This window comes from Trinickia symbiotica (genome assembly GCF_002934455.1).
In the GTDB taxonomy this organism is placed as follows: Bacteria; Pseudomonadota; Gammaproteobacteria; order Burkholderiales; family Burkholderiaceae; genus Trinickia; species Trinickia symbiotica.
Map to the genome: position 1 here is coordinate 394,361 of NZ_PTIR01000001.1, position 25,769 is coordinate 420,129.

23 protein-coding genes are annotated in these 25,769 nt (G+C 65.6%); 15 read left to right on the plus strand and 8 right to left on the minus strand.

The annotated features are described in order from the left end of the window. Positions 1 to 65: 65 nt before the first annotated feature. The 5 genes from B0G57_RS01835 to B0G57_RS01855 all read right to left on the minus strand — a co-directional run bounded on the left by B0G57_RS01835 (position 66) and on the right by B0G57_RS01855 (position 5,409). On the minus strand, positions 66 to 1,061 hold the full coding sequence (locus tag B0G57_RS01835) for a LysR family transcriptional regulator (RefSeq protein WP_018438871.1): 996 nt from the start codon (positions 1,059 to 1,061) through the stop codon (positions 66 to 68). 92 nt (positions 1,062 to 1,153) lie between these two features. Beyond that, positions 1,154 to 1,948: a hypothetical protein gene (locus tag B0G57_RS01840; RefSeq protein ID WP_018438872.1), complete on the minus strand. Its 795-nt coding sequence runs from the start codon at positions 1,946 to 1,948 to the stop codon at positions 1,154 to 1,156. Positions 1,949 to 1,951: 3 nt separating this feature from the next. Next, entirely contained in the window at positions 1,952 to 2,857 is a 906-nt protein-coding gene (locus tag B0G57_RS01845) for a substrate-binding domain-containing protein (protein WP_018438873.1), read from the minus strand. 97 nt (positions 2,858 to 2,954) lie between these two features. Beyond that, complete coding sequence (locus B0G57_RS01850; protein ID WP_018438874.1) at positions 2,955 to 3,377, minus strand: c-type cytochrome; 423 nt, start codon at positions 3,375 to 3,377, stop codon at positions 2,955 to 2,957. A gap of 190 nt (positions 3,378 to 3,567) precedes the next feature. Beyond that, the gene (locus B0G57_RS01855) at positions 3,568 to 5,409 is read right to left on the minus strand and encodes a methanol/ethanol family PQQ-dependent dehydrogenase (RefSeq protein ID WP_018438875.1); all 1,842 of its coding nucleotides are present in this window, start codon (positions 5,407 to 5,409) and stop codon (positions 3,568 to 3,570) included. A 612-nt stretch (positions 5,410 to 6,021) separates the two neighbouring features. Here B0G57_RS01855 and B0G57_RS01860 point away from each other — a divergent pair. The 9 genes from B0G57_RS01860 to B0G57_RS01900 all read left to right on the plus strand — a co-directional run bounded on the left by B0G57_RS01860 (position 6,022) and on the right by B0G57_RS01900 (position 14,164). Then, positions 6,022 to 6,414, plus strand: a complete 393-nt coding sequence (locus tag B0G57_RS01860) for a 4a-hydroxytetrahydrobiopterin dehydratase (RefSeq protein ID WP_018438876.1) — start codon at positions 6,022 to 6,024, stop codon at positions 6,412 to 6,414. Positions 6,415 to 6,745: 331 nt separating this feature from the next. Continuing rightward, positions 6,746 to 7,774, plus strand: a complete 1,029-nt coding sequence (locus tag B0G57_RS01865) for a beta-ribofuranosylaminobenzene 5'-phosphate synthase family protein (protein WP_018438877.1) — start codon at positions 6,746 to 6,748, stop codon at positions 7,772 to 7,774. Positions 7,775 to 7,818: 44 nt separating this feature from the next. Further along, positions 7,819 to 8,745 carry an NAD(P)-dependent methylenetetrahydromethanopterin dehydrogenase gene (locus tag B0G57_RS01870; RefSeq protein WP_026229332.1) on the plus strand — a complete coding sequence of 309 codons (927 nt, stop codon included), beginning with the start codon at positions 7,819 to 7,821 and terminating at the stop codon, positions 8,743 to 8,745. Between the two features lie 44 nt (positions 8,746 to 8,789). Beyond that, positions 8,790 to 9,998, plus strand: a complete 1,209-nt coding sequence (locus B0G57_RS01875) for an ATP-grasp domain-containing protein (protein ID WP_018438879.1) — start codon at positions 8,790 to 8,792, stop codon at positions 9,996 to 9,998. Next, on the plus strand, positions 9,973 to 11,001 hold the full coding sequence (mch, locus tag B0G57_RS01880; protein WP_018438880.1) for a methenyltetrahydromethanopterin cyclohydrolase: 1,029 nt from the start codon (positions 9,973 to 9,975) through the stop codon (positions 10,999 to 11,001). The genes B0G57_RS01875 and mch overlap by 26 nt, the downstream gene beginning before the upstream one ends. 62 nt (positions 11,002 to 11,063) lie before the next feature. Beyond that, a complete protein-coding gene (locus tag B0G57_RS01885; RefSeq protein WP_223258573.1) occupies positions 11,064 to 12,035 on the plus strand; it encodes an ATP-grasp domain-containing protein in 972 nt (323 codons plus the stop codon). Beyond that, on the plus strand, positions 12,028 to 12,906 hold the full coding sequence (locus B0G57_RS01890; protein ID WP_018438882.1) for a triphosphoribosyl-dephospho-CoA synthase: 879 nt from the start codon (positions 12,028 to 12,030) through the stop codon (positions 12,904 to 12,906). The genes B0G57_RS01885 and B0G57_RS01890 overlap by 8 nt, the downstream gene beginning before the upstream one ends. Before the next feature lie 187 nt (positions 12,907 to 13,093). Further along, positions 13,094 to 13,603 carry a formaldehyde-activating enzyme gene (gene fae / locus B0G57_RS01895; protein ID WP_018438884.1) on the plus strand — a complete coding sequence of 170 codons (510 nt, stop codon included), beginning with the start codon at positions 13,094 to 13,096 and terminating at the stop codon, positions 13,601 to 13,603. A gap of 171 nt (positions 13,604 to 13,774) precedes the next feature. Continuing rightward, positions 13,775 to 14,164 (plus strand): hypothetical protein, encoded by a 390-nt coding sequence (locus tag B0G57_RS01900; protein WP_026229334.1) that lies wholly within the window; start codon positions 13,775 to 13,777, stop codon positions 14,162 to 14,164. Positions 14,165 to 14,233: 69 nt separating this feature from the next. Here the strand turns inward: B0G57_RS01900 and B0G57_RS01905 are convergent, their stop codons facing one another. After that, positions 14,234 to 14,752, minus strand: coding sequence for a dihydroneopterin aldolase (locus B0G57_RS01905; protein ID WP_018438886.1), 519 nt, complete (start codon positions 14,750 to 14,752; stop codon positions 14,234 to 14,236). Positions 14,753 to 15,161: 409 nt separating this feature from the next. On the opposite strand from B0G57_RS01905, the gene B0G57_RS01910 reads away from it, so the two are divergent. From B0G57_RS01910 to B0G57_RS01935, 6 genes are all read left to right on the plus strand, one after another. Beyond that, positions 15,162 to 17,222: a sigma-54-dependent Fis family transcriptional regulator gene (locus B0G57_RS01910; RefSeq protein ID WP_026229335.1), complete on the plus strand. Its 2,061-nt coding sequence runs from the start codon at positions 15,162 to 15,164 to the stop codon at positions 17,220 to 17,222. Next, the gene (locus tag B0G57_RS01915) at positions 17,219 to 17,815 is read left to right on the plus strand and encodes a flavoprotein (protein ID WP_018438888.1); all 597 of its coding nucleotides are present in this window, start codon (positions 17,219 to 17,221) and stop codon (positions 17,813 to 17,815) included. Before B0G57_RS01910 ends, B0G57_RS01915 begins: the two co-directional genes overlap by 4 nt. Then, positions 17,794 to 19,197, plus strand: a complete 1,404-nt coding sequence (locus tag B0G57_RS01920; RefSeq protein ID WP_018438889.1) for a DUF6513 domain-containing protein — start codon at positions 17,794 to 17,796, stop codon at positions 19,195 to 19,197. The genes B0G57_RS01915 and B0G57_RS01920 overlap by 22 nt, the downstream gene beginning before the upstream one ends. A 164-nt stretch (positions 19,198 to 19,361) precedes the next feature. Further along, a complete protein-coding gene (locus B0G57_RS01925; RefSeq protein WP_026229336.1) occupies positions 19,362 to 21,101 on the plus strand; it encodes a pyrroloquinoline quinone-dependent dehydrogenase in 1,740 nt (579 codons plus the stop codon). Between the two features lie 17 nt (positions 21,102 to 21,118). Further along, complete coding sequence (locus B0G57_RS01930) at positions 21,119 to 21,739, plus strand: c-type cytochrome (protein WP_223258559.1); 621 nt, start codon at positions 21,119 to 21,121, stop codon at positions 21,737 to 21,739. A gap of 20 nt (positions 21,740 to 21,759) precedes the next feature. After that, positions 21,760 to 22,434, plus strand: coding sequence for an ankyrin repeat domain-containing protein (locus B0G57_RS01935; protein ID WP_018438892.1), 675 nt, complete (start codon positions 21,760 to 21,762; stop codon positions 22,432 to 22,434). 97 nt (positions 22,435 to 22,531) lie between these two features. Here the strand turns inward: B0G57_RS01935 and fba are convergent, their stop codons facing one another. Beyond that, entirely contained in the window at positions 22,532 to 23,569 is a 1,038-nt protein-coding gene (gene fba, locus B0G57_RS01940; protein ID WP_018438893.1) for a class II fructose-bisphosphate aldolase, read from the minus strand. A gap of 101 nt (positions 23,570 to 23,670) precedes the next feature. Next, positions 23,671 to 25,758 carry a transketolase gene (tkt, locus tag B0G57_RS01945; RefSeq protein ID WP_026229339.1) on the minus strand — a complete coding sequence of 696 codons (2,088 nt, stop codon included), beginning with the start codon at positions 25,756 to 25,758 and terminating at the stop codon, positions 23,671 to 23,673. Positions 25,759 to 25,769 lie beyond the last annotated feature (11 nt).

Genomic DNA, 25,769 nt, shown 5'->3' on the forward strand with positions numbered 1-25,769 from the left:
TCAAGCGTGTCCATGTCGAAGGCGGCTCTAGAGACGGGCATCCGACAGTCTAGCTCAGACCTCGCTCATCCCTCGTCGGCGCCATTCGAAGGGACCTCCTGCGCCGCCACGCGCGCCGCCTTCTTGTGGGGAACGAAGCCACCATACTCGCGCTCGAGGGCAGGCGCCGCATGCTCGAGCAGAAACCGTCTGAACAGGACGCACGTCGGCGAGAGCTGCTTCGTGCGCATGTGTACGATCTGCCACGTTCGCTCGATAGGCGTGCCGTTCACGTCGAGCAGCGCAAGCTCCGCCGAGCGCAACTCGAGCAGGAGCGTGTGCAGCGAAATCAGGCTCACGCCCATGCCCGCGATGACGGCCTGCTTGATCGTCTCGTTGCTCCCGAGCGTGACGATCTTCGCCGGCGTGAAAAGGTGCTGACGAAACATTTCCTCGGCCGCCATGCGGGTGCCGGAGCCCGGCTCGCGCAACAGGAAAGTGTCGCCGCGCAACTCCTGCAGGTCGAAGCGCCGCGCGCCGACGAGCGGATGCGTGAGCGGCGCGATGAGGACTTGGGGATGCCGGGCGAGCGGCTCGGTCACCGTATCGAGCTCGGCGGGCGGCCGCCCCATCAGCGCGAGGTCGATGGCGTTGTCCTGCAGCAGGCGCAGCAGCATCTCGCGGTTGCCCACCGAGAAGTGGACGTCGACCTTCGGATATTGCTTCGAATAGAGCGCGAGCAGCTTGGGCGCGAAGTAAGTCGCGGAACTGACAATGCCGACCGCAATGGACCCGCTGTCGGCAAGCTGAAGCGACATCATCGCGTCTTCGGCATCCTTGATCTCGCCGAGGATGCGGCTCGCGTGATGCGTGAGACGCTCACCGGCCTCGGTCAGCGTAAGCTTGCGCGCGACGCGCTCGAACAAGGCGAGCCCGATCGCCTCCTCGAGTTGACGAATCTGCATCGAGATCGCGGGCTGCGTCAGATGCAGCTCCTCCGCCGCGCGCGCGAAGCTTGCGTGGCGACTCGCGACGATGAAGATTTGCAGCTGCCGCAGAGTCAGCGAGCGAATGAAGTTCACGGTCGGCCCTTACATCTTGCAGGGAGGGGGAAGCGACGGCGCGCGGGCCGAACCGCCGCGGGCACCGCCAAGCGGACACCCGCGTGCTGAGGCTATCGGCTCGCCCGCGGCGCGCCGGAAGACTTCTCGGGCGCCGTCTTGCCGGACTCGGGCAACTTGCGCACGGCAGCCTGGAACGTCAACGTCTCGGTGCTCAGCGGATGCACGAAGTCGTTGTTCGGGCCCGGCACTTCGGTGCGAATCCGCGCGACCCCGCCCGGCAATGCATCGGCGAGCTCGAATGTATAGCGCTTGCCGGTGTACTGCGGGAACCGATCGGCGTTTGGATCGTCGAGATAGGGCTGAACGACAATCTGCCGCACGGCGACGGGCTTGCCGCCGATGCGGCTCGTCGCCGACGCGATCTTCGGCCCTTGCGCGAGCGCGAGCCGCAAGCGCTGCTGAAAGTAGCGCTTCTGCCCGCCGGTCAGCGTTTGCATTTCAGTGATGTCGCGCTCGAGGAAGTAGATGATGACCGGGTTGCACGGCAGTCCGCTCGTCGGCAACGGCACCGCGCCGCTGTGATCGGAGACTTTCGCGTCGCCCTTCGTGTTGCCCTGGCTCGTGACGAGCACGCGCACGACGTCTGCCGCGCCCGCGTCTTTCCCCGAGGCTTCCATCGCGTAGTCGAGCTCCGTCTGCGGCGCGACATCGTGCAGATGGTCGGTCGTGAAAATGAGCTTCTCGGCCGGCGTGATTTCGGTCGACGGCTGCGACGCCGCGGAGGCCTCGTTCGTCGCGCCGCGCGCGGCGAGCGGGCCCAGTGCGCCCGCTACGGCGAGCGCCAGCAGCGACACGAACGCGCTTGCGCGGGAAATGCGGCTCAACGGCCGCCGTACGCGTTTCATCGCTTAGTCGCCTGCCTTTTTCTCGTCGGGCGTATCGATCGGCTTGAGGAGCGGCACGTTGTAGCTCGTGAGAATCCGGTCGATCTTGTCCTGGTTCGCGCCGATCCATTGATCGACCTTGTCGTGCCACGCCTTTTCGCCGTGGCGCACCCCCATCGAGATTCGATAGTCGAAGTGGATGTCCTTTTCCGGCGGGAACGGAACGACCCTGACCGCATCGCCGGCACGCTTCGCGAAGTAAGCGCCGATGGGCCCCCAGATGAATGCGACGTCGATCTTGCCGGCCGTGAGGTCACGCTCGATCAGCTCGCCGGGATAAGCCGCCGGATCGCCGCTTTGCACTTGATACGAGTAGGCCTGATCGATCAGGTTGTGCGCGAGCAGCCAGTCCACCGCAGGCGTCTGCGAAAAGATGCCGAAGTGCAGCTTGTGCAGTTCATCAGGAGGCAAACGCAACAGATCGTCGGGCGTCTTGATGTTGGCATACTCCGGCTTGTTGGGCACCACCATGATGTACGTCGAATGCAGGTAGGGCTGCGTCGTCGCCGTCAGATCATAGCCTTTCGGCACACCGATGATGAGATCGCACTTGAAGCGCTCGCTATTCGGCAGCTTTTCGCGCAGCGTGTGGCGCACGAAGCCCATGCGCTGCGGGAAGTAGGTGTACTCGACTTTGTAGCCGAAATCGTGGGCCATCTCGGCCGCGATCTTGTTCTCGTAGCCTTCGCCCTTGTCATTCGAGAGCGGCATGTTGTTCGGATCGGCGCAAACTCGCAGCACGCCGTCCGCGCCGTCGTTGTTCGGCAACGTTGGGCCGTCCGCGCGCACAGCCGCACTCGCAAGCGCGGTGGCGCCGAGCGCCACGATCAAAAGCGCGGTATGCGCGGATATTCGTTTGCTGTGACGCATCGATGACCTCCGCAAAGATGGACAACCCTATGCGCGCATCCGCGCGCCGCCCGCTCCGTCACATCCGCAACGGGGGCACAGGCATTCGGCGCAGGGTTTATTTTCCGTCGTCGAGCAGTTTCAAATCGCCGGGAGGAATCTTGCCGTCCGAACGCCCTTTCAGATAGGCGTAGAGATTCTCCCAATTCTTTTGCATCCTCTCGCTCGAGCTGAAGTCGGGCATACCCTTGGCCACACGGCCGCCGAAAACCGTGCGATGGAATTCGTTCTTGTCGATCTGCTTCAGTGCGTCGATGAGCGACGGTCCCACCATTCCCTGCTGCTGAGCGCCGTGACAGCGCTCACAATCGAGGGCTCGCCACGTATGCCAGCCGTCGAACGTCTTCTTGTCGACCGCGTTGCCTTCGACTTTGTATGCCACCTGTTCGGCCATCGCCGGTTTCGACTGCGCATAGACAACCGGCAATGCGACGACGGCGACAGTCATTGTCGTCAGCAACAAGATTGAGCGGCCTTTCATACCAACGTCTCCTTCATTGTGATGCCCTGACACACTTGGCTTTGCGCGGGCTCGAGTAAAAAAGCGATGCCGGTGCCGCGAGCCGCGAACTCGCCATCCGGACACCGGCCGCCGCGCGGCCGGCCGCCTCAAAGCGGCCGGCGACGCGCGGCGTCCAACGACTTGCAACTCCTGCCGGCTAGCGCCGGTTTCAGCTCTTTTCGGCGGAAGGCAGCGCGAAGATGAAGAGCGTGCCGCCGAGCGCGGTGTACTTCGCGAGCTCACGATAGCCGCCCACGGCGCCGAGACCTTCGCTCGACTTCTTCAGGCCCGCGGCCAGACCGATGCCGGCCCACCCGCCGATGCCCGAGTACACGCCGACGTACTGCTTGCCGTCATACTCATAGGTAAAGACGTTGCCGATGATTCCCGAAGGCGTCTTGAACTTCCAGAGCTCCTTGCCGGTCTTGACGTCGACTGCCTTGAGGTAGCCCTCGAGCGTGCCATAGAAAGCCACGCCACCCGCCGTCGTCAGCGCACCGGACCAGACCGAGAACTTCTCGGGCTTGGACCAGACGATCTTGCCCTTCGCGGCATCCCACGCGATGAAGTTGCCCATCGAGTTTTCGATCGTCTTGCCAGCGTTCGGCCCGCCCTTGCCCGGATCGCTCGGCCCCGGGAACATCTCGAGCGTCGCCCCGACGTACGGCTGGCCGGCCGTGTAATCGACCTCGAACGGCTCATAGTTCATGCAGACGTGGTTGGTCGGCACGAGGAAGAGGTTCGTTTGCGGATCGAACGAAGCCGGTTGCTCGTCTTTCGAGCCCAGCGCCGACGGGCAGATGTTCTTGACGTTGTGATCCGCGCCGGCGGCTTGCGTCGAATAGGCGGCAACGCGCACCGGAAGACCGCTCTTCATGTCGATGCTCGAGGCCCAGTTGACGGCCGGGTCATACTTCTGCGCGACGAGCAACTGGCCTGTTTCTCGATTCAACGTATAGCCGAAGCCGTTGCGGTCGAAGTGCACGAGCGAGGGCACCTTGCTGCCGTTGATCGTGAGGTCGGCCAGGATCACTTCATTGACGCCGTCGTAGTCCCATTCGTCATGCGGCGTCATCTGATAGACCCACTTCGCCACGCCCGTATTCAAATCGCGGGCGAAGATCGACATCGACCACTTGTTGTCGCCGGGCCGCTGCGTCGGGTTCCACGTACCGGGGTTGCCCGTACCGTAGTAGACGAGGTTCAGCTTCGGATCGTACGAATACCAACCCCAGGTCGTCCCACCGCCGAGCTTCCACTGGTCGCCCTTCCACGACTTCAACGAAGAGTCCGCACCGACCGGCACCATCTTGCCGTCGGAATAGGTCATCGTCTTTTCGGGGTCGATCAGCATCTCGTTGTCGGGACCGGTGCTGTACGCGGTCCAGGCCGGCTTGCCGTCCTTGATGTTGTAGGCGACGACACGGCCGCGCACGCCGAACTCGCCGCCCGAGATGCCCGTCAGCACCTTGTCGCCGAATACGTGCGGAGCGTTCGTGTTCGTTTCACCCTTCTTCGGATCGCCGTTCTTCGCTGTCCAGACGACGTCGCCCGTCTTCGCGTTCAGCGCAACGAGCGTCGTGTCGGCCTGTTGCAGGAAGATCTTGCCGTCGCCATAGGCGAGACCGCGATTGACCGTGTCGCAGCACATGACTGATACGACCTGGTCGTCCTGCTTCGGCTCGTACACCCATTGGAACGTCTGATCCTTGAGGCTGATCGCTGTGACCTTGTTCGGGAACGGCGTATGGATATACATCGTGTCGCCGATGACGAGCGGCGAGCCTTCGTGGCCGCGCAGCACACCCGTGGACATCGTCCACGCGACCTGCAGGTTCTTCACGTTGTTCGCGTTGATCTGCTTGAGCGTGCTGTACCTGTGATTCGCGTAGTCGCCGGCCTGGGAAGCCCAGTTCGACGTGTTCTTCATTGCTGCATCGAGATCGGGATCGGCTTGCGCCAGCATCGAATTGAGGCCCGCGGTAACGACGATCGCGAGCCCAAGAACCATGGTGCGTAAGTTCATGTCTCCTCCAGAATTGTCTTGCTGTTCAACTCACGAACGAATGACCCACGCTACCTCATCGCACCGGGCGCGCCCTCACGGATGCGGGTAACGATCCACGCCGCTCACCTGCTTCTTTTTTGTCGGCTCTCTCCTGCTTCGTGCTGCGTGAGAGCCGTTCCGTTATGCTTCATCGCTGCTGCTCGACTTGCCGCTTGCGCTTTGGGCGGCAGGCTTCATGGCGTATGGCGGGGCCACGCATATTCCATGCCGGTCTACACTTCTCGCACTGCAGCAAGGTCGAACTGTACGAGGCAAAGCCGTACTGTGCGGGCTTTCCACGCAGGCGCCGCGTGCGGGCGGCGAGCGTGCGTCGTGTTGCTCCGGTCGCGCGTCGCAACCATCGTCGCAACGAAACGTGCCGGACCGCTCGTCCCGAAGCGAGACATACTGTGTCAATTCCGCGATAGCGGTGCGGCAGGCCGCTCGGACGAGCGTTGCGACAGCGACAGCCGGTCGCCGCGCCTCACGTATGGATCGTGGGTCCGCCGCTTGCGGACCCGGTCTTTCTTTGGTGTCCTAATCTTTCTTTGGTGTCCTAAACGAGGAGCGAAAGCCATGACCAATCAGGAGCGCGTCTATTCGGAGGAAGAAATTCGCGAGCGTCTCGTCGGTCCGCTCGAACACTGGTATTTCGAAGACGGTTGGCTGCGGCGCAAGTACCGCACGGAAAGCTGGAAAGGAACGTTGATGGTCGTGAACACCGTCGGCCACCTTGCGGAGGCAGCCTGGCACCATCCGGATCTCACGGTTTCCTATGCCTTCGTCATCGTCAAGCTGATGACGCATACGGCCAAGGGCATCACCGACAAGGACTTCGCCCTCGCCAAGAAGATCGAGGAGGTCGTTCAGTGGCAACCGGGGCGCGAAGGGGGGCCACTCGAGGGCACGCCGGCCGACGATCAGCGTTTTCGCTATATCAAGTACGACGCGCCCAAAAACAATCCGTGACAACGCTGACCCACGGTTCGCCGCAGCCGCGGCCTCTGCACAGCGGCGGGACCTGCCGGCTTCCCTGGCTCGGCTTTGCCCGACGAGCCGCTCGCGGCCCGCGCCAGCCGGTGGCCTGATTCGAGCGACCGGCGGGAAAGCCCCGCAAGCGGTGACAGAGTGCGCCTCGCCCGGCACAAAACGCTTAGGCCAATGCGTCGCACGGTGCGCGAGGCCGTCAAAAACGCATAGGGGCGAACCGCGCCGCCGCTCGGCGGGGCGGGCGGCTCGAGGATTGGTACGGCTCATGCTTGGCATCCGCCGGCTTCAAGCCCCTACGAGGATCCTCGCGATGCCGCTTCATTTTCGTCGTCCCGCTCATCTCGCCACCGTTACCGTGGAGGCGCCCGCCCGGCTGCACCTCGGTTTTCTCGATCCCAGCGGCTCGCTCGGTCGCGTCTTTGGCAGCATCGGGCTCGTGGTCGACGGCCTCGGTACGCAGATCGATGCGCGCATCGCCGAATCGGACATGATCGGCGGCAGGTGCTCGATCGAAGAGCGAGATCGTATCGCCTTGTCCCTCGACCGGCTGCGGACCGAATACGGTGCAACGCCCGTCGCTATCGATGTCGTGCGCACGCCGCGTGCGCATAGCGGCCTCGGGTCCGGCACCCAGCTCGCGCTCGCCATCGGCACTGCCTACGTCCGCCTCGCGGGAAGAGCCGCGACGACAGCCGAGCTCGCCGAGCTGTTGGGCCGCGGGCGCCGCTCCGGCATCGGCATCCTTGGCTTCGATTCGGGCGGGCTCATCGTCGACGGGGGAGCCTGCGCCGACAGGAATGCCCGCGGCTTGCCGCCGCTCGTCGCGCGCCAGCCGTTCCCCGACGATTGGCGCGTGCTGCTCGTGACGGACCATTCGCGCGAGGGCCTCTCGGGCGAAGCCGAGCGCCGGGGCCTGGCGGCATTGCCGCCGTTTCCGCGCGCCCTTGCCGCCCATCTCTGCCACCTCGTGCTGATGCAGATTGTGCCGGGCGCCGCCGAATGCGACTTCGACGCGTTCGCGCACGGCATCACCGAGATGCAGCAAACGATCGGCGAGTACTTCGCGCCCGTGCAGGGTGGCGTGTTCTCGAGCCCCGACGTCGAAGAAGCGCTGCGTGCGGTGGCGGCTCGCCACCGCGCCGGAATCGGACAGACATCGTGGGGGCCGACAGGGTTCGCGTTCCTGCCCGATCCGCAGGAAGCCGAAGCGGCACTGCTGACGGCGCGCAACGCGGCGAGCGCGAAGCGCCATATCGAATGCTCGCTCGTGACCGGCCGCAATCGCGGCGCCGTCGTCCGGAGCGCCGGCATGCACGAAGCGCGCATCGGAGCCGCCTGAGCGACCACCACCAAAACCCAAGACAGAAACGCGAGTGCTCCGCCATGTCAGATGCCACTGAAAGGCCTTATATCCTCCATATGCTCACGGCCACGCCGCAGATGAGTCCGTTCGACGTCAACATGGCGGCCGATGCCGGCTACCAGGTCATCGTTCCGTACTGCGGCGTCGACGCGGGCATGGTCACCAATCTCACGCAGGACGCCATCTTCTCGCGCGGGCCGAAAGGCGTATCGCGCACGGGCATCTTCATCGGCGGGCGCGACGTGATGCTCGCCGCCGACATGCTCGAGATCGCGCGCAAATCGATGGTGCCGCCGTTCGAGGTCTCGGTGTTCGCCGATCCGAGCGGCTCCTATACGACGGCCGCCGCGCTCGTCGCGCTCGTGGAGCGGCATCTGAAGCGCGCGCACGAGATGGAGCTCGGCGGCAAGCGCGTGCTGATTCTCGGCGGCACGGGCGCCGTCGGCCGGGTGGCGGCAGCGATGGCCGCCTCGCTCGGTGCCGATGTCACGCTCGCGAGTCATGCGTCGCTCGCGCGCGCGCGGCAAGTCAGCGAAGAGATCAACGAGCGCTTCGGCATCGCGACGACGGCGGTCGGCGTCGAATCGCCCGAGGCGCTGCGCGGCGCGCTCGCCGACACGGAAATTCTGCTCGCGACGGCCACGGCCGGCGTGCAAGTGGCGAGCGCGGACGATCTCGCGCATGCACGGCGCCTGCTCGTCGCGGCCGACGTCAACGCCGTGCCGCCGGAAGGCATCGCCGGCGTCAACGTGATGAACGACGGCAAGCCGATCGGCCCGAACGGCGATGCAAGCCCGATCGGCATCGGCGCCTTGGCGATCGGCAACGTCAAATACCAGGTCGAGCATCGGCTCTTCGTGCAAATGCGGACGAGCAAAAAGCCGGTCTATCTCGGCTTCCCTCAGGCGTTCGACGAAGCGCGCGCCGTCGCCGCGGGCCTCGGCTGACGCCCATGCCCGCTCGTGCTCGCGCTTCACAGGCATCGATGCAGATGGTTTCGCTCGCTCCCTCCAATGCGGCGCCGCTCGTCGCCGTCGCGGCGCTTTCCGCCCGCATGCTCGCCGAGTCCGCCAGGCAGGCCGGTCTGCGCGTGGCCGCGCTCGACCTGTTCGGCGATCGCGATACGCGCGCCGCGTCGTCGCTCTGGTTCGACGTCGGCGGCAAGACGCTCTCGATCGATCGCGAGCGGCTCGTCGCCTCGCTGCGGCGTGTCGCTCGCCTGCCGCGCGTCGTGGGCTGGATCGCGGGCAGCGGGACCGAGCCGTTCATCGACGAGTTGAGCGAAATGCGCGGCCTCCCCACGCTGATCGGCAACGACTCGCAGGCGGCTGCCGCGGTGCGCGATCCGTCGCGTTTCTTTCCGCTGCTCGACACGCTCGACATTGCGCATCCGCCGATCTCGACGACGCGGCCGGCCGATCCAGGGTGGCTCTTCAAAGAGGCCGACGGCTGCGGCGGCACGCATGTGGTGCCGGCCGCGAATGCGCCGCGGTGGGCCGAGCCGGGCGCGCGACAGGGCTATTTCCAGCGCCGGGCGAACGGGCGACCGTTTTCCGCGCTGTTCGTGGCCGCGCGCGGCCGCGCGCAAGTGCTGGGTTTCGCCGAGCAGCTGACCTCGGCGATCGGGGCTTCGCCGTTCGTTCATACGGGCTCGATCGGGCCCGTCGAGTTGCCGGAGGCGCTCTCGCGCCGGCTGCGCAACGCCATCGCCGCCGTCACCGCGTATGCCGGTCTCACGGGGCTGAATAGCTGCGACTTTCTGCTCGACGGCGACGACTTCTCGCTGCTCGAAATCAACGCGCGCCCGTCGTCGACGATGGCGCTTTACGAGGCCGCCTGGCGCGAACACTGGCCGTTCGGCCTCATCGCCTGTCATCTCGACGCCTGCCTGCGCGGGCGGCTGCCGAACGCGCCTCGCGGCCGCGCCGCGCGCTGCACGGGTCAGCAGGTCTTGTTCGCGCCGCGTGCGCTCACCTGTTCCACCGCGCTCAGCGACGCCTGCGCGGCGGACCCGGGCTGCCGCGACGTGCCGATGCCGGGCACGCGCATCAAAGCAGGCCAGCCAATCGTCACGCTCGTCGCCACGGCGGCGTCGCGCGACGCGGTGGAGCAAGCCCTCAACGACGAGCGTGAGCGCATGCTCGAACGAATCGACACCTTTGAAGAGCCTGATCATGTCCTCCTCGTCAAGCACGGCTAGCGGCCCTGACGGCCTTGCGACGCTCAGCGTCAACGCCCTTAGCGAGCCTCTCGTCGCGCGTCTCCTCGACGAAGCGGGGCGCCTGCGCGTCTCGTCGACTCGGACGGAAGCCGGCACCGTGCTCGTCGATGCCGGGGTCGCCGCGGCGGGCGGCATCGAGGCCGGCGTGCTCGTCGCGCGCATCTGCATGGGCGGACTCGGTGACGTCGCCGTGCGCTCGAGCCTCGAGAGCGCGCCGATTTGGCCGACGATGGTGGACGTGCAGACCTCGTGGCCCGTGCTCTCGTGCCTCGGAAGCCAGTACGCGGGCTGGAGCCTGTCGGCGACGAAGGAGCAGACCGGCGGCAAGAAGTTCTTCTCGCTGGGCTCCGGGCCCGCGCGCGCGCTCGCCGTGAAAGAGCCCCTTTTCGCCGAGCTCGGCTACCGGGATCGTCATGCGCGCGGCGTACTCGTGCTCGAAGTCGATCGTCTGCCGCCGCAAGTCGTCATCGACAAGGTAGCGCTCGACTGCGGTCTCGCGCCCGAAGACCTGACGATCGTGACGACGCCGACGCACTCCATCGCCGGCACGGTGCAGGTCGTCGCGCGCGTGGTCGAAGTCGCGCTGCACAAAACGCATGTGTTGGGCATCGACCTCGCCGAAGTGGTCGAGGGGTCGGGCTCGGCGCCGTTGCCGCCGCCGGCGCCCGACGGCATCGCAGCGATGGGCCGCACGAACGACGCGATTCTCTACGGCGGACGCGTCCATCTTACGGTGAAGACCGACGCCGCCGCGAAGGCGCTCGCGCAGCAATTGCCCGCGTCGAACTCGCGCGACTACGGGCGCCCCTTCGCCGAGATCTTCACGTCGTTCAACTACGACTTCTATCAGATCGATCCGGCTCTGTTCGCGCCGGCCGAAGTCTGGGTCAGCAGCCTTGAAAGCGGCGCGACCTGGCACGGCGGGCGCGTCGACGCCCGCCTGCTGCATGAGCAATGGAGCGGCCCCGCCGACGCATCGTGACGATCGCTGCTCTCCCCGATCTCGATACGATATCGACGCCGAGCAGTCTGCGTGTCGCGCTCATGACCGACGAGACCGGCTGGCACACGGGCCGCCTGAAGAAAGCGCTCCGCGCGCGCGGCGTCGAAGCGCGTTGCGTCGATCTGTCCGACTGCCGCATCGATACGACCTGGGCGCCGCACGGGCTCGCCGTGCCCGGCTTTGGTCACGGCCTGCCCGACGCCGTCTTCGTGCGGGCCATCGCCGGCGGCACGTTCGAGCAGGTGACGCTGAGGCTCGGTATTCTGCACGCGCTGCGCGAGCTCGGCGTGCCCGTCTACAACGATGCGCGCGCGATCGAGCGCAGCGTCGACAAGTCGATGACGAGCTTTCTGCTGCATCGTCACGGCGTGCCGACGCCGGCAGCCTGGGCGTCGGAATCGAGCGCGTTCGCGCAAAGGCTCGTCATGCGCGAAGCCGCCGCGGGGCGGCGTCTCGTCGTCAAACCGCTGTTCGGGTCGCAAGGCCGTGGCTTGCGGCGCGTCGGTGCGAAGCGCGGTGGGCCGTCGGCCGGGCGGCTTGCACCGCTGCCATCGCTCGCGGCTTATCACGAGGTTGCCTACTTGCAGCGTTTTGTGGAACGCGCACGCCGGGGCGCGGGGTTCGACTGGCGCGTGCTCGTCATCGGCGGCAAGGCCGTTGCGGCGATGCGGCGGGTCGGCGGCAAAGGCTGGATCCACAATTTCGCACGCGGTGCGCGATGCGAGCCCGCCGAGCTCGACGCGGCGCTCGCGCAAACGGCCATACGCGCCGCCCACGCGCTCGAGCTCGACTATGCCGGCGTCGACCTGATTCCGAACCCCGATCGAGCCGACGAACCGCTCGTGCTCGAAGTCAACGGCGTCGCGGCCTGGCGCGGATTGCAATCGGTCGTCGAAGTCGACATCGCCCGCGCACTCGTCGACGATCTGCTCGATCGGAAACTCGCGGCGATTCGTGGCAAAACGGGCGTCGACGGCGCCGACATCATGACACTCCCTCAGCGTCATGGTTGAAGCGCTCCATTCCGACCAACCCCTGCTCGCGAAAGCCTATTGCGCGTTTCTCGCGGCTTGCCGGCTCGACGTCGAGGTTGCCAAACCGGGCAACGTCAGCGCGCAAAGCGCGGGGCACGGCATGGTCGCCGCGCAGTTCGTCGCGAGCGCGAAGGCGTCGGCTGGTCCGCTCTTCACGAGCGGCGCGTCCGTCGGCACGCGCATCTTCGAAGCGATCCGCGCGACGCGCGCGGCCGTCGATTGCAACACCAACCTCGGTATCGTCCTGCTCGTGGCGCCGCTGGCCGCCGCGCTCGATGCGTTCACGGCACCGCCGCGCGCGAGCGCCTGGCGCGCCGAGCTCGAGCGCACGCTCGCGCGGCTCACCGTCGACGACGCGCGCGCGGCCTACCGCGCGATCGCGCTGGCGAACCCGGGCGGACTCGGCGACGCGCCCGAGCAATCCGTCCACGCCGAGCCGACCGTCGATCTGCGAACGGCGATGGCGCTCGCGGCGGAGCGCGACAGCATCGCACGCCAGTATGCGAACGGGTTCGCCGATATCTTCGAGCGCGGCCTGCCCGCCGTGCTCGAACTGCCGGAGCAACACCGCGAGCTCGCGATTCTCGAAGCCTTCTTCACGTATCTGAGCGGCTGGCCCGATTCGCACATTGTGCGCAAGCACGGCGAGCCGCTGGCGCAGAGTGTCACGCTCGCGGCGCGCTCGCAGCATGCGCGCTGGCGCAAGGCGCTGACGAATGATGAGCCGGCGGCCGCTGTGGAGCTCGATCGTTGGGACTCCGAACTGAAGGCGCGCGGACTGAACCCGGGCACCAGCGCGGACCTCGCGGTGGCCACGATGTTCGTGGCGTTGAGCGCCGCCGGCCCATGAGCCAAGCGGAACATGGCGCCGCGGCGATCGTGCCCCGACTGGCATGAAAACTGTTAGGTAACGCCACCGTGCATCGATTCGACAAACACGCGGCCGGCATGCGCCCTCGCATGAACGGCGCGCCGCACAAATCGCTCGAGGGCGCCCAACATACAGAAAGTCCATATCCACCGATTGGAGGAAGAGCATGGCCAAGATCAATCGCGTCCTGGTAGGTGAGTCGCTCATCGGCGACGGCAATGAGGTTGCGCACGTGGACCTCATCATGGGACCGCGCGGCTCGGCCGCGGAGACCGCGTTCTGCAACGCACTGACCAACAACAAAGACGGCTTCACGACGCTGCTCGCGGTTGTCGCCCCGAACCTGCCCACCAAGCCCAATACGGTGCTATTCAACAAGGTGACGATCAAAGGCGCGAAGCAAGCGGTGCAGATGTTTGGTCCCGCGCAGGCCGCCGTCGCGCGCGCCGTAGCGGACTGCGTCGAGGCCGGTACGATCCCGAAGGATGAAGCCGACGACATCTTCATCTGCGTCGGCGTGTTCATCCACTGGCAGGCCGAAGACGACAACAAGATTTTCGACTTCAACTACCGGGCGACGAAGGAATCGATCGAGCGCGCGATAGCCGGCACGCCGACCGCGGCCGACGTGGTTTCGCAAAAGGCATCCGTCCACCACCCGTTCTCGCCGAAGTAACGCGTCCCGCTTTCGAGGCGAGCAGGCGGGCATTGCTCGTTCCGGCCGGGGGGTCGCGTGCCCCCCGGGACGCTCTCGCATCGGGATTTAGTCGGAGCGTTTACTCCAATCGACACCCGCAACGGTTATGCATATCGTGGATAGAGGAGACAACCGAAAGAGGCGGCAAAGATGAGAACCAGATGTCGCGCATTGATTGCTGGCGCCTGCCTCGCATGGGGCGGTTATGCGTTGGCCGCCGGCAGCGATACGGTCGACCCGCGTGCCGCTCACGGAGGCTACGACTATCCGACGCAAGGCCGCGTCGAATACGTGCTGACTTGCATGGACGACAACGGGCACGATTTCGCCAACGTCTACAAATGCTCGTGCGTGATCGACAAGATCGCCGCGGTCATTCCGTACGACGAGTTCGTGGACGAATCGACGTTCGCGAAGTATGCGGCTCTAGGCGGTGAAGGCGGTGCCGAGTTCCGCACCGATACGGCGAGGCATCAGACGAAGTCGTTCAAGACTTTGCAGGCCGACGCCTATCGCGCTTGCGGTCTGCCACAGCGATAACCGGCTCGACGGCACGGGCCTCGGCTCCGCGCTCTCGAGCCCTCTCGAGCGGTGAAATCCCGGCCAGGCTCAATTCGGAACGAGCCCCGCCCCGAGTGCGGCCCACGTACCGGCGACGCCCGGCAGCGCGCCGCGGCGCCGCTCGATCGTCACGCCGACCGCGGTGACATCGTCGAACTTGGCCGGCTTGGCAATCGAGACACGGACCCAATGCGCGCCGAAGTCGCGGATCAGCAAGTGCGCAACCTTCTCGGCAAGCGCCTCGAGCAGCTCGACGCCGTGCGACGCGAGCAGCGCATGCAGCGCGCCTCGCACCTCGGCGTAATTGATCGTATCTTCGATGCGGTCGGTGACGCAGGCTTTGAGCATCGGCACGCCGACGGCGAGGTCCATGCGCACCGGCTGCGGCGCGTGGTGCTCGGGGGCGTCGATTCCGATCACCGTCTGTCCCACGAAGCCCTCGATGAAAACGATATCGAGCGCTTGGGCGACGGCCGGCCGGCTTTGCGGCGATCCGGCGATTGCCGGCTCTTGCGTATTGGGTCCGGACGGAAACGGCGCAAGCCGAGCGGTGTCGATTCGATCCATGATTGAGGCTCCGCCGTGGTTCGGCAATAGGGGACGAAAAGCAGAACAATCTCGGTCGCGCGCGACAGGTTGTGCCGAACCTGCAACAATGGCGGGCCGTGGCGGCGAGGCGAGACACGTCCGGCAAGTAAAGCAAGAACCGGGCGCGTGGTGTCTCACATAATGCGACTACTTATTGAACAGCCGCGCCATCGAGGGTAAAGTTTTTGAGACAGATCGGATGTTTCGACCGATCGCATGACGCCTGATCAGACCCGCCGCACGGGGCGAAGCAGGCCGAAGCCGTGGCGCGCGCGGTAGAGGATGAACCGCGGTGCGAAGGGGACAACGTTAAATAGAGCGGCACTCGCAGCGGCCCATGCATCTTGTCCGCGTACCCTGCGATGTTGCACGCCGTGGAGACAACCCCATGTCATTGCTCGCTGACAGCAGTGCGCACGTCAGAGAAGTACTGAACGTAGTCAATCACCACTTGCCGTCCCGTCCGATGAGCGAGCCCGTCGCGCAATCGTGGGCGCGTTGCATCAACGAGTTTCGCCTCGATCCCGGCCGGTTCGTCACGCCGCCCGTGCTGACCGAGCACGAGCTCGCGGCGCGGCGCGAAGCGGTCGGTGATCTGATCGCGTGCTCGAAGCTCGAGATGACGACGCTTTACCAGCAGCTCGCGGATCCCGAGCTCGCGGTCGTGCTCGTCGACGCCGACGGCGTGATCGTCCATCAGGTATCGTCCACGCCGTTCGCCGAGGCGGTCGCCGTGGACGGCTTCCGGATCGGCGCGCTGTGGAGCGAGCGCGAAGCCGGCACGAACGGCATGGGCACCAGCATCGCCGAACGCGATTGCGTGGCCGTCTGCCAGCAGGACCACTTCTATGCGCGCTATACGTCGCTCACCTGCTCGGCTGCGCCGATCTTCGACGATCGCGGCGAGATCGCCGGCGTGCTCGATGTGACGAGCCGCTCGAAGCTCTTGCAGCAACATTCGCTCGTGCTCGTCGGCATGTCGAGGCAGATGATCGAGAATCGGCTGCTCTCCTCGCGCTACCGCCACGCGAACATCATTCAGTTTCACAGTCGACCGGAGTTCGTCGGCACGCTGCACGGCGGCAAGATCGCCGTCGACGACGACGGCACGGTGCTCGCCGCGAACCGCAGCGCCGCGTTCCAACTCGGCTGCCGCTCGCTCGAAGAGTTGCGCGGCAAGCGGATCGACGAAGCCTTCAACGCGTCGATCGAGGAGATGATCGCGCGCAGCATACGCGGCTCGTTCCATCCGATCACCGTCTATAGCGCGAGCGGCACGAATCGCTTTTTCCTCGTCGCGCAGACGGCGCAAGCCGGCAGCGCGGCAAGCACGACGCGGGTTTTCGTCACCGATCCCACCACGGTGCGTCGGCCAGCGCGCGAGCCCCATGCGCCCGCGACGGCGAGCCGCCTCGATAAGATTTCGCACCTCGAGTTCGGCGATCCGCGCATGGCGTCGCAAATTCAACTGGCTGCACGCGTGATCCAGCGCAAGATTCCGATCGTGCTGCGCGGCCAGACCGGCACGGGCAAGGAAGTCTTCGCGCAGGCGTTGCATGGCATCAGCCCGCTTGCCAATGGTCCGTTCGTGCCCGTGAACTGCGCCTCGCTGCCCGAGAACCTGATCGAAAGCGAGCTCTTCGGCTATCGCGCGGGCGCCTTCACCGGCGCGCAGCGCGAAGGCCGGCGCGGCAAGATCGTTCAAGCCAACGGGGGTACCCTCTTTCTCGACGAAATCGGCGATATGCCGCTTGCGCTGCAAGCAAGGCTCTTGCGCGTCATCGAGGAGCACGAGGTCACGCCGCTCGGCGCGGAAACGACGGTGAAGGTCGATTTCCAGCTGATCAGCGCAAGCCACCGCAATCTGCTCGAACTCGTGCAGAGCGGACAGTTTCGCGAGGACCTCTACTATCGACTGAAGGGCATCGAGATCAACCTGCCGGCGCTCGCCGAGCGCATCGACAAGCTGCCGCTCATTCATCACCTGCTCGAGACCGAGTGCGAAGGCACCGACACGCCCGAGCTCACCCCCGAGGCGCAACGCGCGCTGCTCGGCTACGCGTGGCCCGGCAACATCCGGCAGTTGCGCCACGTGCTGAAGATGGCGATCGCGCTTTGTGACGGCCATCCGATCGAGTGCGCGCACCTGCCGCCCGAGGTGCTGCAGGCAAGCCAACCTCCGGCGAGCACTGCGGCGGTGCCTGCCGCGCCGTCGCGCATCGCGGCACCCGAATTGCCGCATCTCGCCGAGGATGCCGATATCTCCTCGCTCAACGCGATCCAGCTCAACGAGCGCGAAACCGTGCTCGCCATGCTCGACGAGCATCGGTGGAACGTCAGCAACGTCGCGAAGGCGCTCGGCATCAGTCGCAATACGCTCTACCGGAAGATGCATCGACTGCATATCCGCCTCTCGCACGACGGCTCGCCGGTCACGTTCGACGCATGAGTCACGAGCCCGCTCGCCGTCTCACCGAATTCAAGCCCGACGCTCGATTCGCGTGGTGCGTGACCGGCTCCGGGCACATGCTCGAAGAATCGCTTGCGCTGGCGCTGCGGTTGCCGCGCACGGATCTGTTTCTCTCGAGGGCCGCCGAGGAGGTGCTGCCGCTTTACGGGTGGGCGCTCGAGCGGCTCAGGCAGCACTTTCGCGTGGTGCGCGACAACAGCGCGAGCGGCGTGCCCGTCGGCATGCTGTATCACGGCCTCTATCACACCGTCGTCATCGCGCCGGCCACGAGCAACACCGTCGCCAAGTGCGCATTCGGAATTTCGGACACGTTGCCGACCAACATGTACGCGCAAGCCGGCAAGCAGTGCATTCCCGGCATCGTCTATGCTTGCGACACCGAACCGACCGTCGTCACGCAGGCACCCGACGAGTGGGTGGAACTGAGACCGCGTGCGATCGAGCTCGAGAACGTCGAGCGTCTCGCGCGCTTCGCGAATACGACGCTCGTCCGCTCACTCGATGGCCTCGAGGCCGCGCTCGATGAACGGCTCGCGTCGCTCGATCTCGCATGGACCACATCCTCTTCCTGACGGGCCGCCTCGCGCAGCCGAGTCTCACGCGCGTGCTCGAAAGCATGGCGCCGACGGCGTTCACGTGGGAAATCCACGAGCTCGGTCTGCAGGTCGCCGCGTTGATGACGGCCGATATGATCCGGCGGCGCCTACCCTCCCCCCTCTCGGCGCAGCGCGTGATCGTGCCGGGACGCTGCCGCGGCGATCTCGAGGCGCTGAGCGCGCACTACGGCGTGCCCGTCGAGCGCGGCCCCGAGGAAGTGAAGGACCTGCCGCAGTTCTTCGGTCAGAACAAGCGGGCGGTCGATCTGTCTCGCTATGAGACGGAGATCTTCGCCGAAATCGTCGATGCCCCGAGGCTCGACCTGGAGGGCATCGTCGAACGCGCACGGGTCTATGCGGCGCAGGGCGCCGATGTGATCGACGTCGGCTGTCTGCCGGAAACGCCGTTTCCGCATCTCGAAGACGCGGTCCGCCGTCTCAAGTCTGAGGGATTCCGAGTGAGCGTCGACTCGATGCGCACGGAGGAGCTGCTGCGCGGCGGACGCGCGGGCGCCGACTATTTGATGAGCCTGAACATCGACACCCTGTGGGTGGCCGGCGAAGTGCCGTCGACGCCGATCCTCGTTGCGCGCGAGCCCGGCGATCTGGCCTCGCTCGACGCGGCGATCGACGCGCTCGCCGCACGCGGGCGCGCGTTTCTCGCCGATCCGATCCTCGATCCAATACCGTTCGGTCTCGCGGCTTCGATCGCGCGATACGTCGCATTGCGTGAGCGGTATCCCGACGTGCCCATCATGATGGGCATCGGCAACGTGACGGAGCTGACCGAAGCGGATACGAGCGGCATCAACGCGGTGCTGCTCGGCATGGCGGCCGAGCTTCGCGTGGCCGCCGTGCTGACGACGTCCGTCAGTCTGCATGCGCGACGCGCCGTGCGCGAAGCCGACGTGGCGCGCCGCGTCATGCACGCCGCGTGCGAGGCTCAGACACTGCCCAAGGGAATGGGGGGTCTCGGCAGCGCGCTGGCGACCGTTCATGAAAGGCGGCCATTTCCCTACAGCGCCGACGAGATCGACGAGTTCGCGAGCGGCGTGCGCGACCCGAATTTTCGCGTGCAGGTGGCGGCCGATGGGCTGCACGTTTACAACCGCGACGGCCATTGGCGCGATACCGATCCGTTCGCGCTCTATCCGAATCTCCAGTTCGGCAGCGATGTCGGTCATGCCTTCTATATGGGTGTTCAACTCGGGCGGGCCGAGATCGCGTGGCAACTGGGCAAGCGCTTCAATCAGGACACGCCGCTCGAATGGGGATGCGCTGTCGAGCGGACGGAAGAAGATCTCGGCGCCTACTGCGCCCCGGGCACGACGATGACGAAGCGCCAGGAGAAAAGCTGAGCAGTCCTGAACGTCTGAGGATTGACTTGCCGCGCCATCGATCGGCGTAATCGACTTTACCCTGTCCGAAAAAAGAGGGGCACTTCGCCTACGCTGAATCAGGCATGGCCGTCACGCGCGGGATGACGCGGGCCAAAGGCCTAGAAACAAGCGAGGAGACGCCCATGAAAACGCCGTTCGGAACCCTGCCCGTTCGTCTCACGATGCTCGCGCTGATGTTGACGGCGCCGGCCGCTTTCGCGCAACAAGAAGTACTGAACCGCGCAACCACCACGACCACCACGGCGCAGATGCCCGACGTACTGCAGCCCGTGACGCAGGAGCGGCTCGACTCTTCATGGCGCAATACGGCCGACTGGCTCTCCGCGAACGGCTCGTACGCGCAGACGCGCTACTACCCCGGCGCACAAATCAACAAAGGCAACGTCTCGCGGCTGAAACCGGCGTTCATCTTCCAGACGGCGCTCAATGAATCGATGGAGACCGCTCCCGTCGTCGTCGACGGGATCATGTTCATCACCACGTCGTTCGACCATGTCTACGCGCTCGATGCGGCGACGGGCCGGGAGTTCTGGCACTACACGCACAAAATGGGGCAGATCATCACGTTTTGTTGCGGGCCTAACAATCGCGGCGTGGCGGTGTCGGGCGGCCGGCTTTTCCTGGGCACACTCGATTCGAAGCTCATCGCGCTCGATGCGAAAACCGGCAACCTGCTCTGGGAAACGCAGATCGGCGATCCCGATCTCGGCTACTCGGAGACGATGGCGCCCGTCGTCGTCGACGATAAAGTCCTCATCGGCACGAACGGCGGCGAGTACGGGATTCGCGGCTTCGTCAAAGCCTTCGATGTGGGCACGGGGAAACCGCTCTGGACGTTCTACACGATTCCCGAAACGGGCCAGGAAGGCGTCTGGGCGACGAAGGACGCGACAGGCCGCGACCTGCACCGCGATATCGACGCCGAGAAGAAGCAGCTCGCCGACAAAGGCGGCGACTTCTACAAGACGCTCGGCGGCGGAGTATGGATGACGCCCGCGATCGATCGCGCGACGAACACGGCGATCTTTGCGGTCGGCAACCCCTCTCCCGATCTTTACGGCGCGATCCGGCCCGGAGACAACCTCTACACGGACTCGCTCGTCGCGATCGACCTCAATACCGGCCAATACAAGTGGCACTACCAGTACATCCCGCACGATGTCTGGGACCTCGACGCCGTGAGCCCGCCGATTCTGATCGACGTGCGCGGGCCGGACGGCCAGATGATTCCGGGCGTGATCGAAGCGGGAAAGACCGGGCACGTCTATGTCCACGATCGCAAGACCGGGCATTTGATCCGCTTCTCGGAAGCGATGATTCCGCAGGAAAACATGTGGACCCTGCCGACACCGGAAGGAGCGCGCATGCTTCCCGGGGCGAACGGCGGCGTGGAATGGTCGCCGATGGCGTTCAGCCCGAAGACACGCCTCGCCTATGCCGCGAACCTTCATCAGCCGATGACCTATCAAGTCGAGGAGACGCCCTATCCGGGCGGCAGCAAGCTTTGGCTCGGCGGTGCGTTCAAGGTCATTCCTTCGGAAGCGCAGTGGGGCAAGCTCGTCGCGGTCAACGTCGATACGGGCAAGATCGCCTGGTCGTTCAAGACGGACCAGCCGTTGATCGGCGGCGTGCTCGCCACGGCGGGCGGCCTCGTCTTCAACGGCGAGGGCAACGGTTATTTCCGCGCGTTCGATGCGGCGACGGGCAAGAAGCTTTGGGAGTTCCAATGCGGTGCCGGCGTGAATGCGCCCGCCACGTCATACATGTTGAACGGCAAGCAATACGTGGCCGTCGCCGCCGGCGGCAACACTCAACTCGATTACAAGCGCGGCAACGCCATCATCGTCTTCGCGTTGCCATGACTACACGGCGAAAGCCGGTGCCATCGACCGCTGCCGCTCGCCTGCTGAGGGAGGAACGCCTCCTGCGGGCGAGCTTGCTCCTTTGCGTGGGATTAGCTTCGCTGGCTTCGGCGGACGCGTGCGCGGATGCGGCGGCCGGACAGGCCAAGGCGACGACATGTGCCGCCTGCCATGGCCCGATGGGCAATTCGACGAATCCCGACTACCCCATTCTCGCCGGGCAAACGGCGCGCTATCTGTACCTCGAATTGCGCGACTTCAAGGAGGGGCGCCGCAGCGATCCGCGCATGTCGCCGATCGCGGCCGGCCTCTCGCGCCAGGACATGCTCGATCTCGCCGACTACTTCGCCGCTCAAAAGCCGGCGCCGGTGACCGTCAAAGCCGACGCGGCGCAAATTGAAGCCGGGCAAAAGAAGGCCGCGGACACGCTTTGCACGATGTGTCACCTCGGCGAGTTCAAAGGGCAGAACGAGATTCCTCGCGTGGCCGGGCAGTATCCCCAGTACATCGTCAAACAGCTGAAGGATTTTCGCGCGCACCGGCGGACCAACGATGCAGGGAATATGACGAGTGTGACGAAGGGGTTGTCGGATCAAGATATCGAGAACCTGGCCGCCTATATCGCGAACCTGCAGTAGGAGTATCGACTATGAAACCGATGGTCGGACGACGGTGGCAAGCGAAGACCTCGATCTTCGTTGGCGCATCCGTCATTGCACTGGCAGCGCTCGCGCCGACGAGCGCGTTGGCCGAAGGGGACAAGCCCTTGAACCAGCAGCTGCTCGTTGCGGCAAAAGCCGGGGACGAGAATGCGGTGCGAGCATTGCTCGACGAAGGCGCCGTGGTGGATTCGCGCGATCGACTCGGCGATACGGCGCTCATCACCGCGTGCAGGAAAGGTGCGACCGGAACCGCGCGTCTTCTGATCGAGCACGGCGCGAACGTGCGCCAGGCCGACGTCCATGGAATCACTCCGCTGCTGGCCGCCGCCTTCGAGGGGCATGACGACGTCGTCACGTTGCTGCTCGAGCATGGTGCCGATCCAGGCGCGACGGACCAGGTCGGCAAGACGGCAATGGTCTACGCGGCGGGGCAAGGACATACGGCCGTCGTGCAGCGACTGCTCGACGCGGGAGTCGAAGTCAATACGCGCTACAAGAACGATCTGACTGCGCTGATGTGGGCGGCCGGCTACGATCAGGCCGATACCGTCAAACTGCTGCTCGCACGCGGCGCCGATCCCTCGCTGCGCGACAACCGTGGCATGACGGCGGCTGATATCGCTGCGCAAACGGGCTCGCATGGCGTCGCGGCGCTGCTTTCGAAGCCATAGAGATCGGTGCGGGCATTCGCAAAATCTCAATGCAAGCAGTACCGTTTGCGCCTGTCATTGATCTGTTTCACCCATAGCGGACCCCGCGCTCGCGCATTCAGTGATATCGCTGCGCCATCGCCTCGAGCGGCAGCGGTTTGATAGTTCTCGCCTGCCCCGCGCAGCCGAATGCCTCGAACCGTTCGACGCAAACGCCCTTGGCCGCCGCCGTCGCGGCCTTCAGCGCCTGCCGCGGATCGAACTCCGAGCGCGCCTGCGCGAACGCCTTGCGCATCGCGCCCGTCATCGCGAGCCGGATGTCGGTATCGATGTTGACTTTGCGCACGCCGTGCGCAATGCCGCGCTGGATCTCCTCGACGGGCACGCCGTAGGTCGTCGGGATCTCGCCGCCGTACTCGCGGATCACCTCGAGCCATTCCTGCGGCACCGACGATGAGCCATGCATCACGAGATGCGTGTTGGGCAGCCGCTCGTGAATCTCGGCAATGCGCTCGATCGCGAGGATGTCGCCGGTCGGCTGTCGGCTGAACTTGTATGCACCGTGCGAGGTACCGATCGCGATCGCGAGCGCATCGACGCCCGTGGCTTCGACGAATGCGCGTGCCTGCTCCGGATCGGTCAGCAGCTCTTCACGCGAAAGCTTGCCCCCCGCCCCCACGCCATCTTCCTCGCCCGCCTCGCCCGTTTCGAGCGAACCGAGACAGCCGAGCTCGCCCTCGACCGAGACGCCCACCGCATGCGCCGCATCCACGACGCGCCGGCTCACTTCGACGTTGTAGTCGTAGCTCGCCGGCGTCTTCTGATCGGGCATCAACGAGCCGTCCATCATGACCGACGTAAATCCCGAGCGGATCGCCTGCTGGCAGACGGACGGGCTCGCGCCATGATCCTGATGCAGCACGACCGGAATGTCGGGATGCGCCTCGAGCGCCGCCAGCACGAGATGCCGCAGATAGGGCTCGCCCGCATATTTGCGCGCGCCCGCCGAGGCCTGAAGAATCACGGGGCTCGCGGTCGCCTCCGCCGCTTGCATGATCGCGTGGATCTGCTCCATGTTGTTGACGTTGAACGCGGGAACGCCGTAACCATGCTCGGCCGCATGATCGAGCAATTGCCGTAGTGCAATGAACGCCATGATTAGGACTCCTCAGAATTGCGATGCGAAGTTGATCGGAATCTTTGCAGCAGAGCCGTGCCTCGTCGCCGCCCGAAGCAAACGGCGACGTCACGAGCGCATCAATCGCCGGCTACGCGACATGCCGCATCCACGACGGCCTGCGTCGTCAAATTGAAATGGGTGAAGAGCGCGGCGGCCGGCGCCGATTCGCCAAACGTATCGATGCCGACCACAGCGCCGTCGAAACCCACGTATTGCCGCCAATAGGCGCTCACGCCCGCTTCGACGGCCACGCGCGGCACGCCGCGCGGCAGCACGGCATCGCGCCAGCCCTGCGGCTGACGCTCGAACACCGACGTAGACGGCATGGAAACCACGCGAGCGGAAATGCCCTTCTCGGCCAGCGGTTCGATCGCGGCTAGCGCGAGCGAAACTTCCGAACCCGTGGCGATCAGAATGAGGCGTCGCATCGATGCCGGATTCACCGTTTGCGGAGCCGCACTCGATCCGGGTTCATTCGCTGTGGAAGCGGAAGGCCAATCGCGCAGCACGTATCCGCCACGCGCGATCGCACCGACCTGCTCATCGCTGCGCGTGACGAAGGGCAGCGTCTGCCGGCTCAGCAGCAGGCACGACGGCCCCTGCCGTTCCACCGCGCCGATCCACGCCTGCGCCGTTTCCACCGTATCGCAGGGCCGCCAGACGACGAGCCCGGGGATCAACCTGAGGCTAGCCGCATGCTCGACGGCCTGGTGCGTCGGTCCGTCCTCGCCGAGTCCGATCGAGTCGTGCGTGAAGACGAAAACTGAGCGCGTCTTCATCAACGCCGCCATCCGCAGCGCGTTGCGCGCATAGTCGGAGAACGTCAGAAACGTTCCGCCGAACGGCAAATAGCCGCCATGCAGCGCGACACCGTTCAATACCGCGCTCATGCCGAACTCACGCACGCCGAAGTGCACGTAGTTGCCGCCCTGCAGTCCGCTCTCGTCGGCGCGCACGGTCACCGACGCGGGCCAGTCCGTCAGGTTCGAACCCGTGAGATCGGCCGAGCCGCCCAGCAACTCGGGCAACGTTGCCGCGAGTGCCTCGATGGCCTGCTGCGAGGCCTTGCGCGTCGCGACCGACTGGCCCGCGCCGTTCGCCGTATGCACGATCATGCGCGCCGCGGCCGCCCAGCTTTCGGGCAACGAACCGCGCATGCGCCGCTCGAACTCGGCGGCCTCGCGCGGATAGTGCTGTCGGTACGACGCGAAGCGCTGCGCCCACTGCGCTTCGAACTCGGCGCCGCGCACCGTCGCATCCCATTGCGCGCGCACATCATCCGGCACGACGAACGGCGGATACGGCCAGCCGAGCGCTTCGCGCATCGCCGAGATCTCGGCGGCCCCGAGCGGCGCACCGTGCACATCGTGCGTGCCCGACTTCGTCGGCGAGCCGCGGCCGATCACCGTCTTGCAGCAGATCAACGTCGGGCGGCCAGCGCCGTGCGCGGAGTCGATCGCGCGATCGACCGCCTCGACGTCGTGCCCATCCACGTCGCGCACGACGTTCCAGCCATACGACGCGAAGCGCGTGGGCGTATCGTCGGCAAACCAGCCCTCGACGTGACCGTCGATTGAGATGCCGTTGTCGTCGTAGAGCACGATCAGCTTGTCGAGCTTCAAAGTGCCGGCGAGCGACGCCGCCTCGTGAGAGATCCCCTCCATCAGGCAGCCGTCGCCGAGGAATACGTACGTGTAATGGTCGACGATCGGGTGACCGGGTCGATTGAACTCGCGCGCGAGCAGCGCTTCCGCGAGTGCCATGCCGACGGCGTTCGCGAAGCCCTGCCCGAGGGGCCCGGTCGTGGTCTCGACACCGGGCGTGACGCCGACCTCCGGATGCCCCGGCGTCTTGCTGTGGAGCTGGCGAAAACGCTTGAGCTCGTCCACCGGCAGGTCATAGCCCGTCAGATGAAGCAGCGCGTAGAGCAGCATCGAGCCGTGTCCGTTCGAGAGGACGAAGCGATCGCGATCGGGCCAGTCCGGATTGCGCGGATTGTGTCGCAGATGGCGGCTCCAAAGCGCAACCGCGATCTCGGCCATGCCGAGCGGCATGCCCGGATGACCGGAGTTCGCCTGCTGCACGGCATCGACGGCAAGCATGCGCAGCGCATTGGCCATGAGCTCTGGCGCGAGCGCGGGGGACGGTTCTGCTATGGCATTCATTGGGATGCCCC

What these genes read in the sequence shown, in the direction of transcription:
- fae (WP_018438884.1), top strand. Translation starts at nt 13,094, where the DNA reads ATGGCCAAGATCAATCGCGTCCTGGTAGGTGAGTCGCTCATCGGCGAC.
- B0G57_RS01925 (WP_026229336.1), top strand. Translation starts at nt 19,362, where the DNA reads ATGAAAACGCCGTTCGGAACCCTGCCCGTTCGTCTCACGATGCTCGCG.
- tkt (WP_026229339.1), bottom strand. Translation starts at nt 25,758, where the DNA reads ATGAATGCCATAGCAGAACCGTCCCCCGCGCTCGCGCCAGAGCTCATG.
- B0G57_RS01865 (WP_018438877.1), top strand. Translation starts at nt 6,746, where the DNA reads ATGCCGCTTCATTTTCGTCGTCCCGCTCATCTCGCCACCGTTACCGTG.
- B0G57_RS01920 (WP_018438889.1), top strand. Translation starts at nt 17,794, where the DNA reads ATGGACCACATCCTCTTCCTGACGGGCCGCCTCGCGCAGCCGAGTCTC.
- B0G57_RS01870 (WP_026229332.1), top strand. Translation starts at nt 7,819, where the DNA reads ATGTCAGATGCCACTGAAAGGCCTTATATCCTCCATATGCTCACGGCC.
- B0G57_RS01890 (WP_018438882.1), top strand. Translation starts at nt 12,028, where the DNA reads ATGGTTGAAGCGCTCCATTCCGACCAACCCCTGCTCGCGAAAGCCTAT.
- B0G57_RS01875 (WP_018438879.1), top strand. Translation starts at nt 8,790, where the DNA reads ATGGTTTCGCTCGCTCCCTCCAATGCGGCGCCGCTCGTCGCCGTCGCG.
- B0G57_RS01845 (WP_018438873.1), bottom strand. Translation starts at nt 2,857, where the DNA reads ATGCGTCACAGCAAACGAATATCCGCGCATACCGCGCTTTTGATCGTG.
- B0G57_RS01850 (WP_018438874.1), bottom strand. Translation starts at nt 3,377, where the DNA reads ATGAAAGGCCGCTCAATCTTGTTGCTGACGACAATGACTGTCGCCGTC.
- B0G57_RS01840 (WP_018438872.1), bottom strand. Translation starts at nt 1,948, where the DNA reads ATGAAACGCGTACGGCGGCCGTTGAGCCGCATTTCCCGCGCAAGCGCG.
- fba (WP_018438893.1), bottom strand. Translation starts at nt 23,569, where the DNA reads ATGGCGTTCATTGCACTACGGCAATTGCTCGATCATGCGGCCGAGCAT.
- B0G57_RS01885 (WP_223258573.1), top strand. Translation starts at nt 11,064, where the DNA reads ATGACCGACGAGACCGGCTGGCACACGGGCCGCCTGAAGAAAGCGCTC.
- B0G57_RS01935 (WP_018438892.1), top strand. Translation starts at nt 21,760, where the DNA reads ATGGTCGGACGACGGTGGCAAGCGAAGACCTCGATCTTCGTTGGCGCA.
- B0G57_RS01855 (WP_018438875.1), bottom strand. Translation starts at nt 5,409, where the DNA reads ATGGTTCTTGGGCTCGCGATCGTCGTTACCGCGGGCCTCAATTCGATG.
- B0G57_RS01915 (WP_018438888.1), top strand. Translation starts at nt 17,219, where the DNA reads ATGAGTCACGAGCCCGCTCGCCGTCTCACCGAATTCAAGCCCGACGCT.
- B0G57_RS01860 (WP_018438876.1), top strand. Translation starts at nt 6,022, where the DNA reads ATGACCAATCAGGAGCGCGTCTATTCGGAGGAAGAAATTCGCGAGCGT.
- B0G57_RS01910 (WP_026229335.1), top strand. Translation starts at nt 15,162, where the DNA reads ATGTCATTGCTCGCTGACAGCAGTGCGCACGTCAGAGAAGTACTGAAC.
- mch (WP_018438880.1), top strand. Translation starts at nt 9,973, where the DNA reads ATGTCCTCCTCGTCAAGCACGGCTAGCGGCCCTGACGGCCTTGCGACG.
- B0G57_RS01900 (WP_026229334.1), top strand. Translation starts at nt 13,775, where the DNA reads ATGAGAACCAGATGTCGCGCATTGATTGCTGGCGCCTGCCTCGCATGG.
- B0G57_RS01905 (WP_018438886.1), bottom strand. Translation starts at nt 14,752, where the DNA reads ATGGATCGAATCGACACCGCTCGGCTTGCGCCGTTTCCGTCCGGACCC.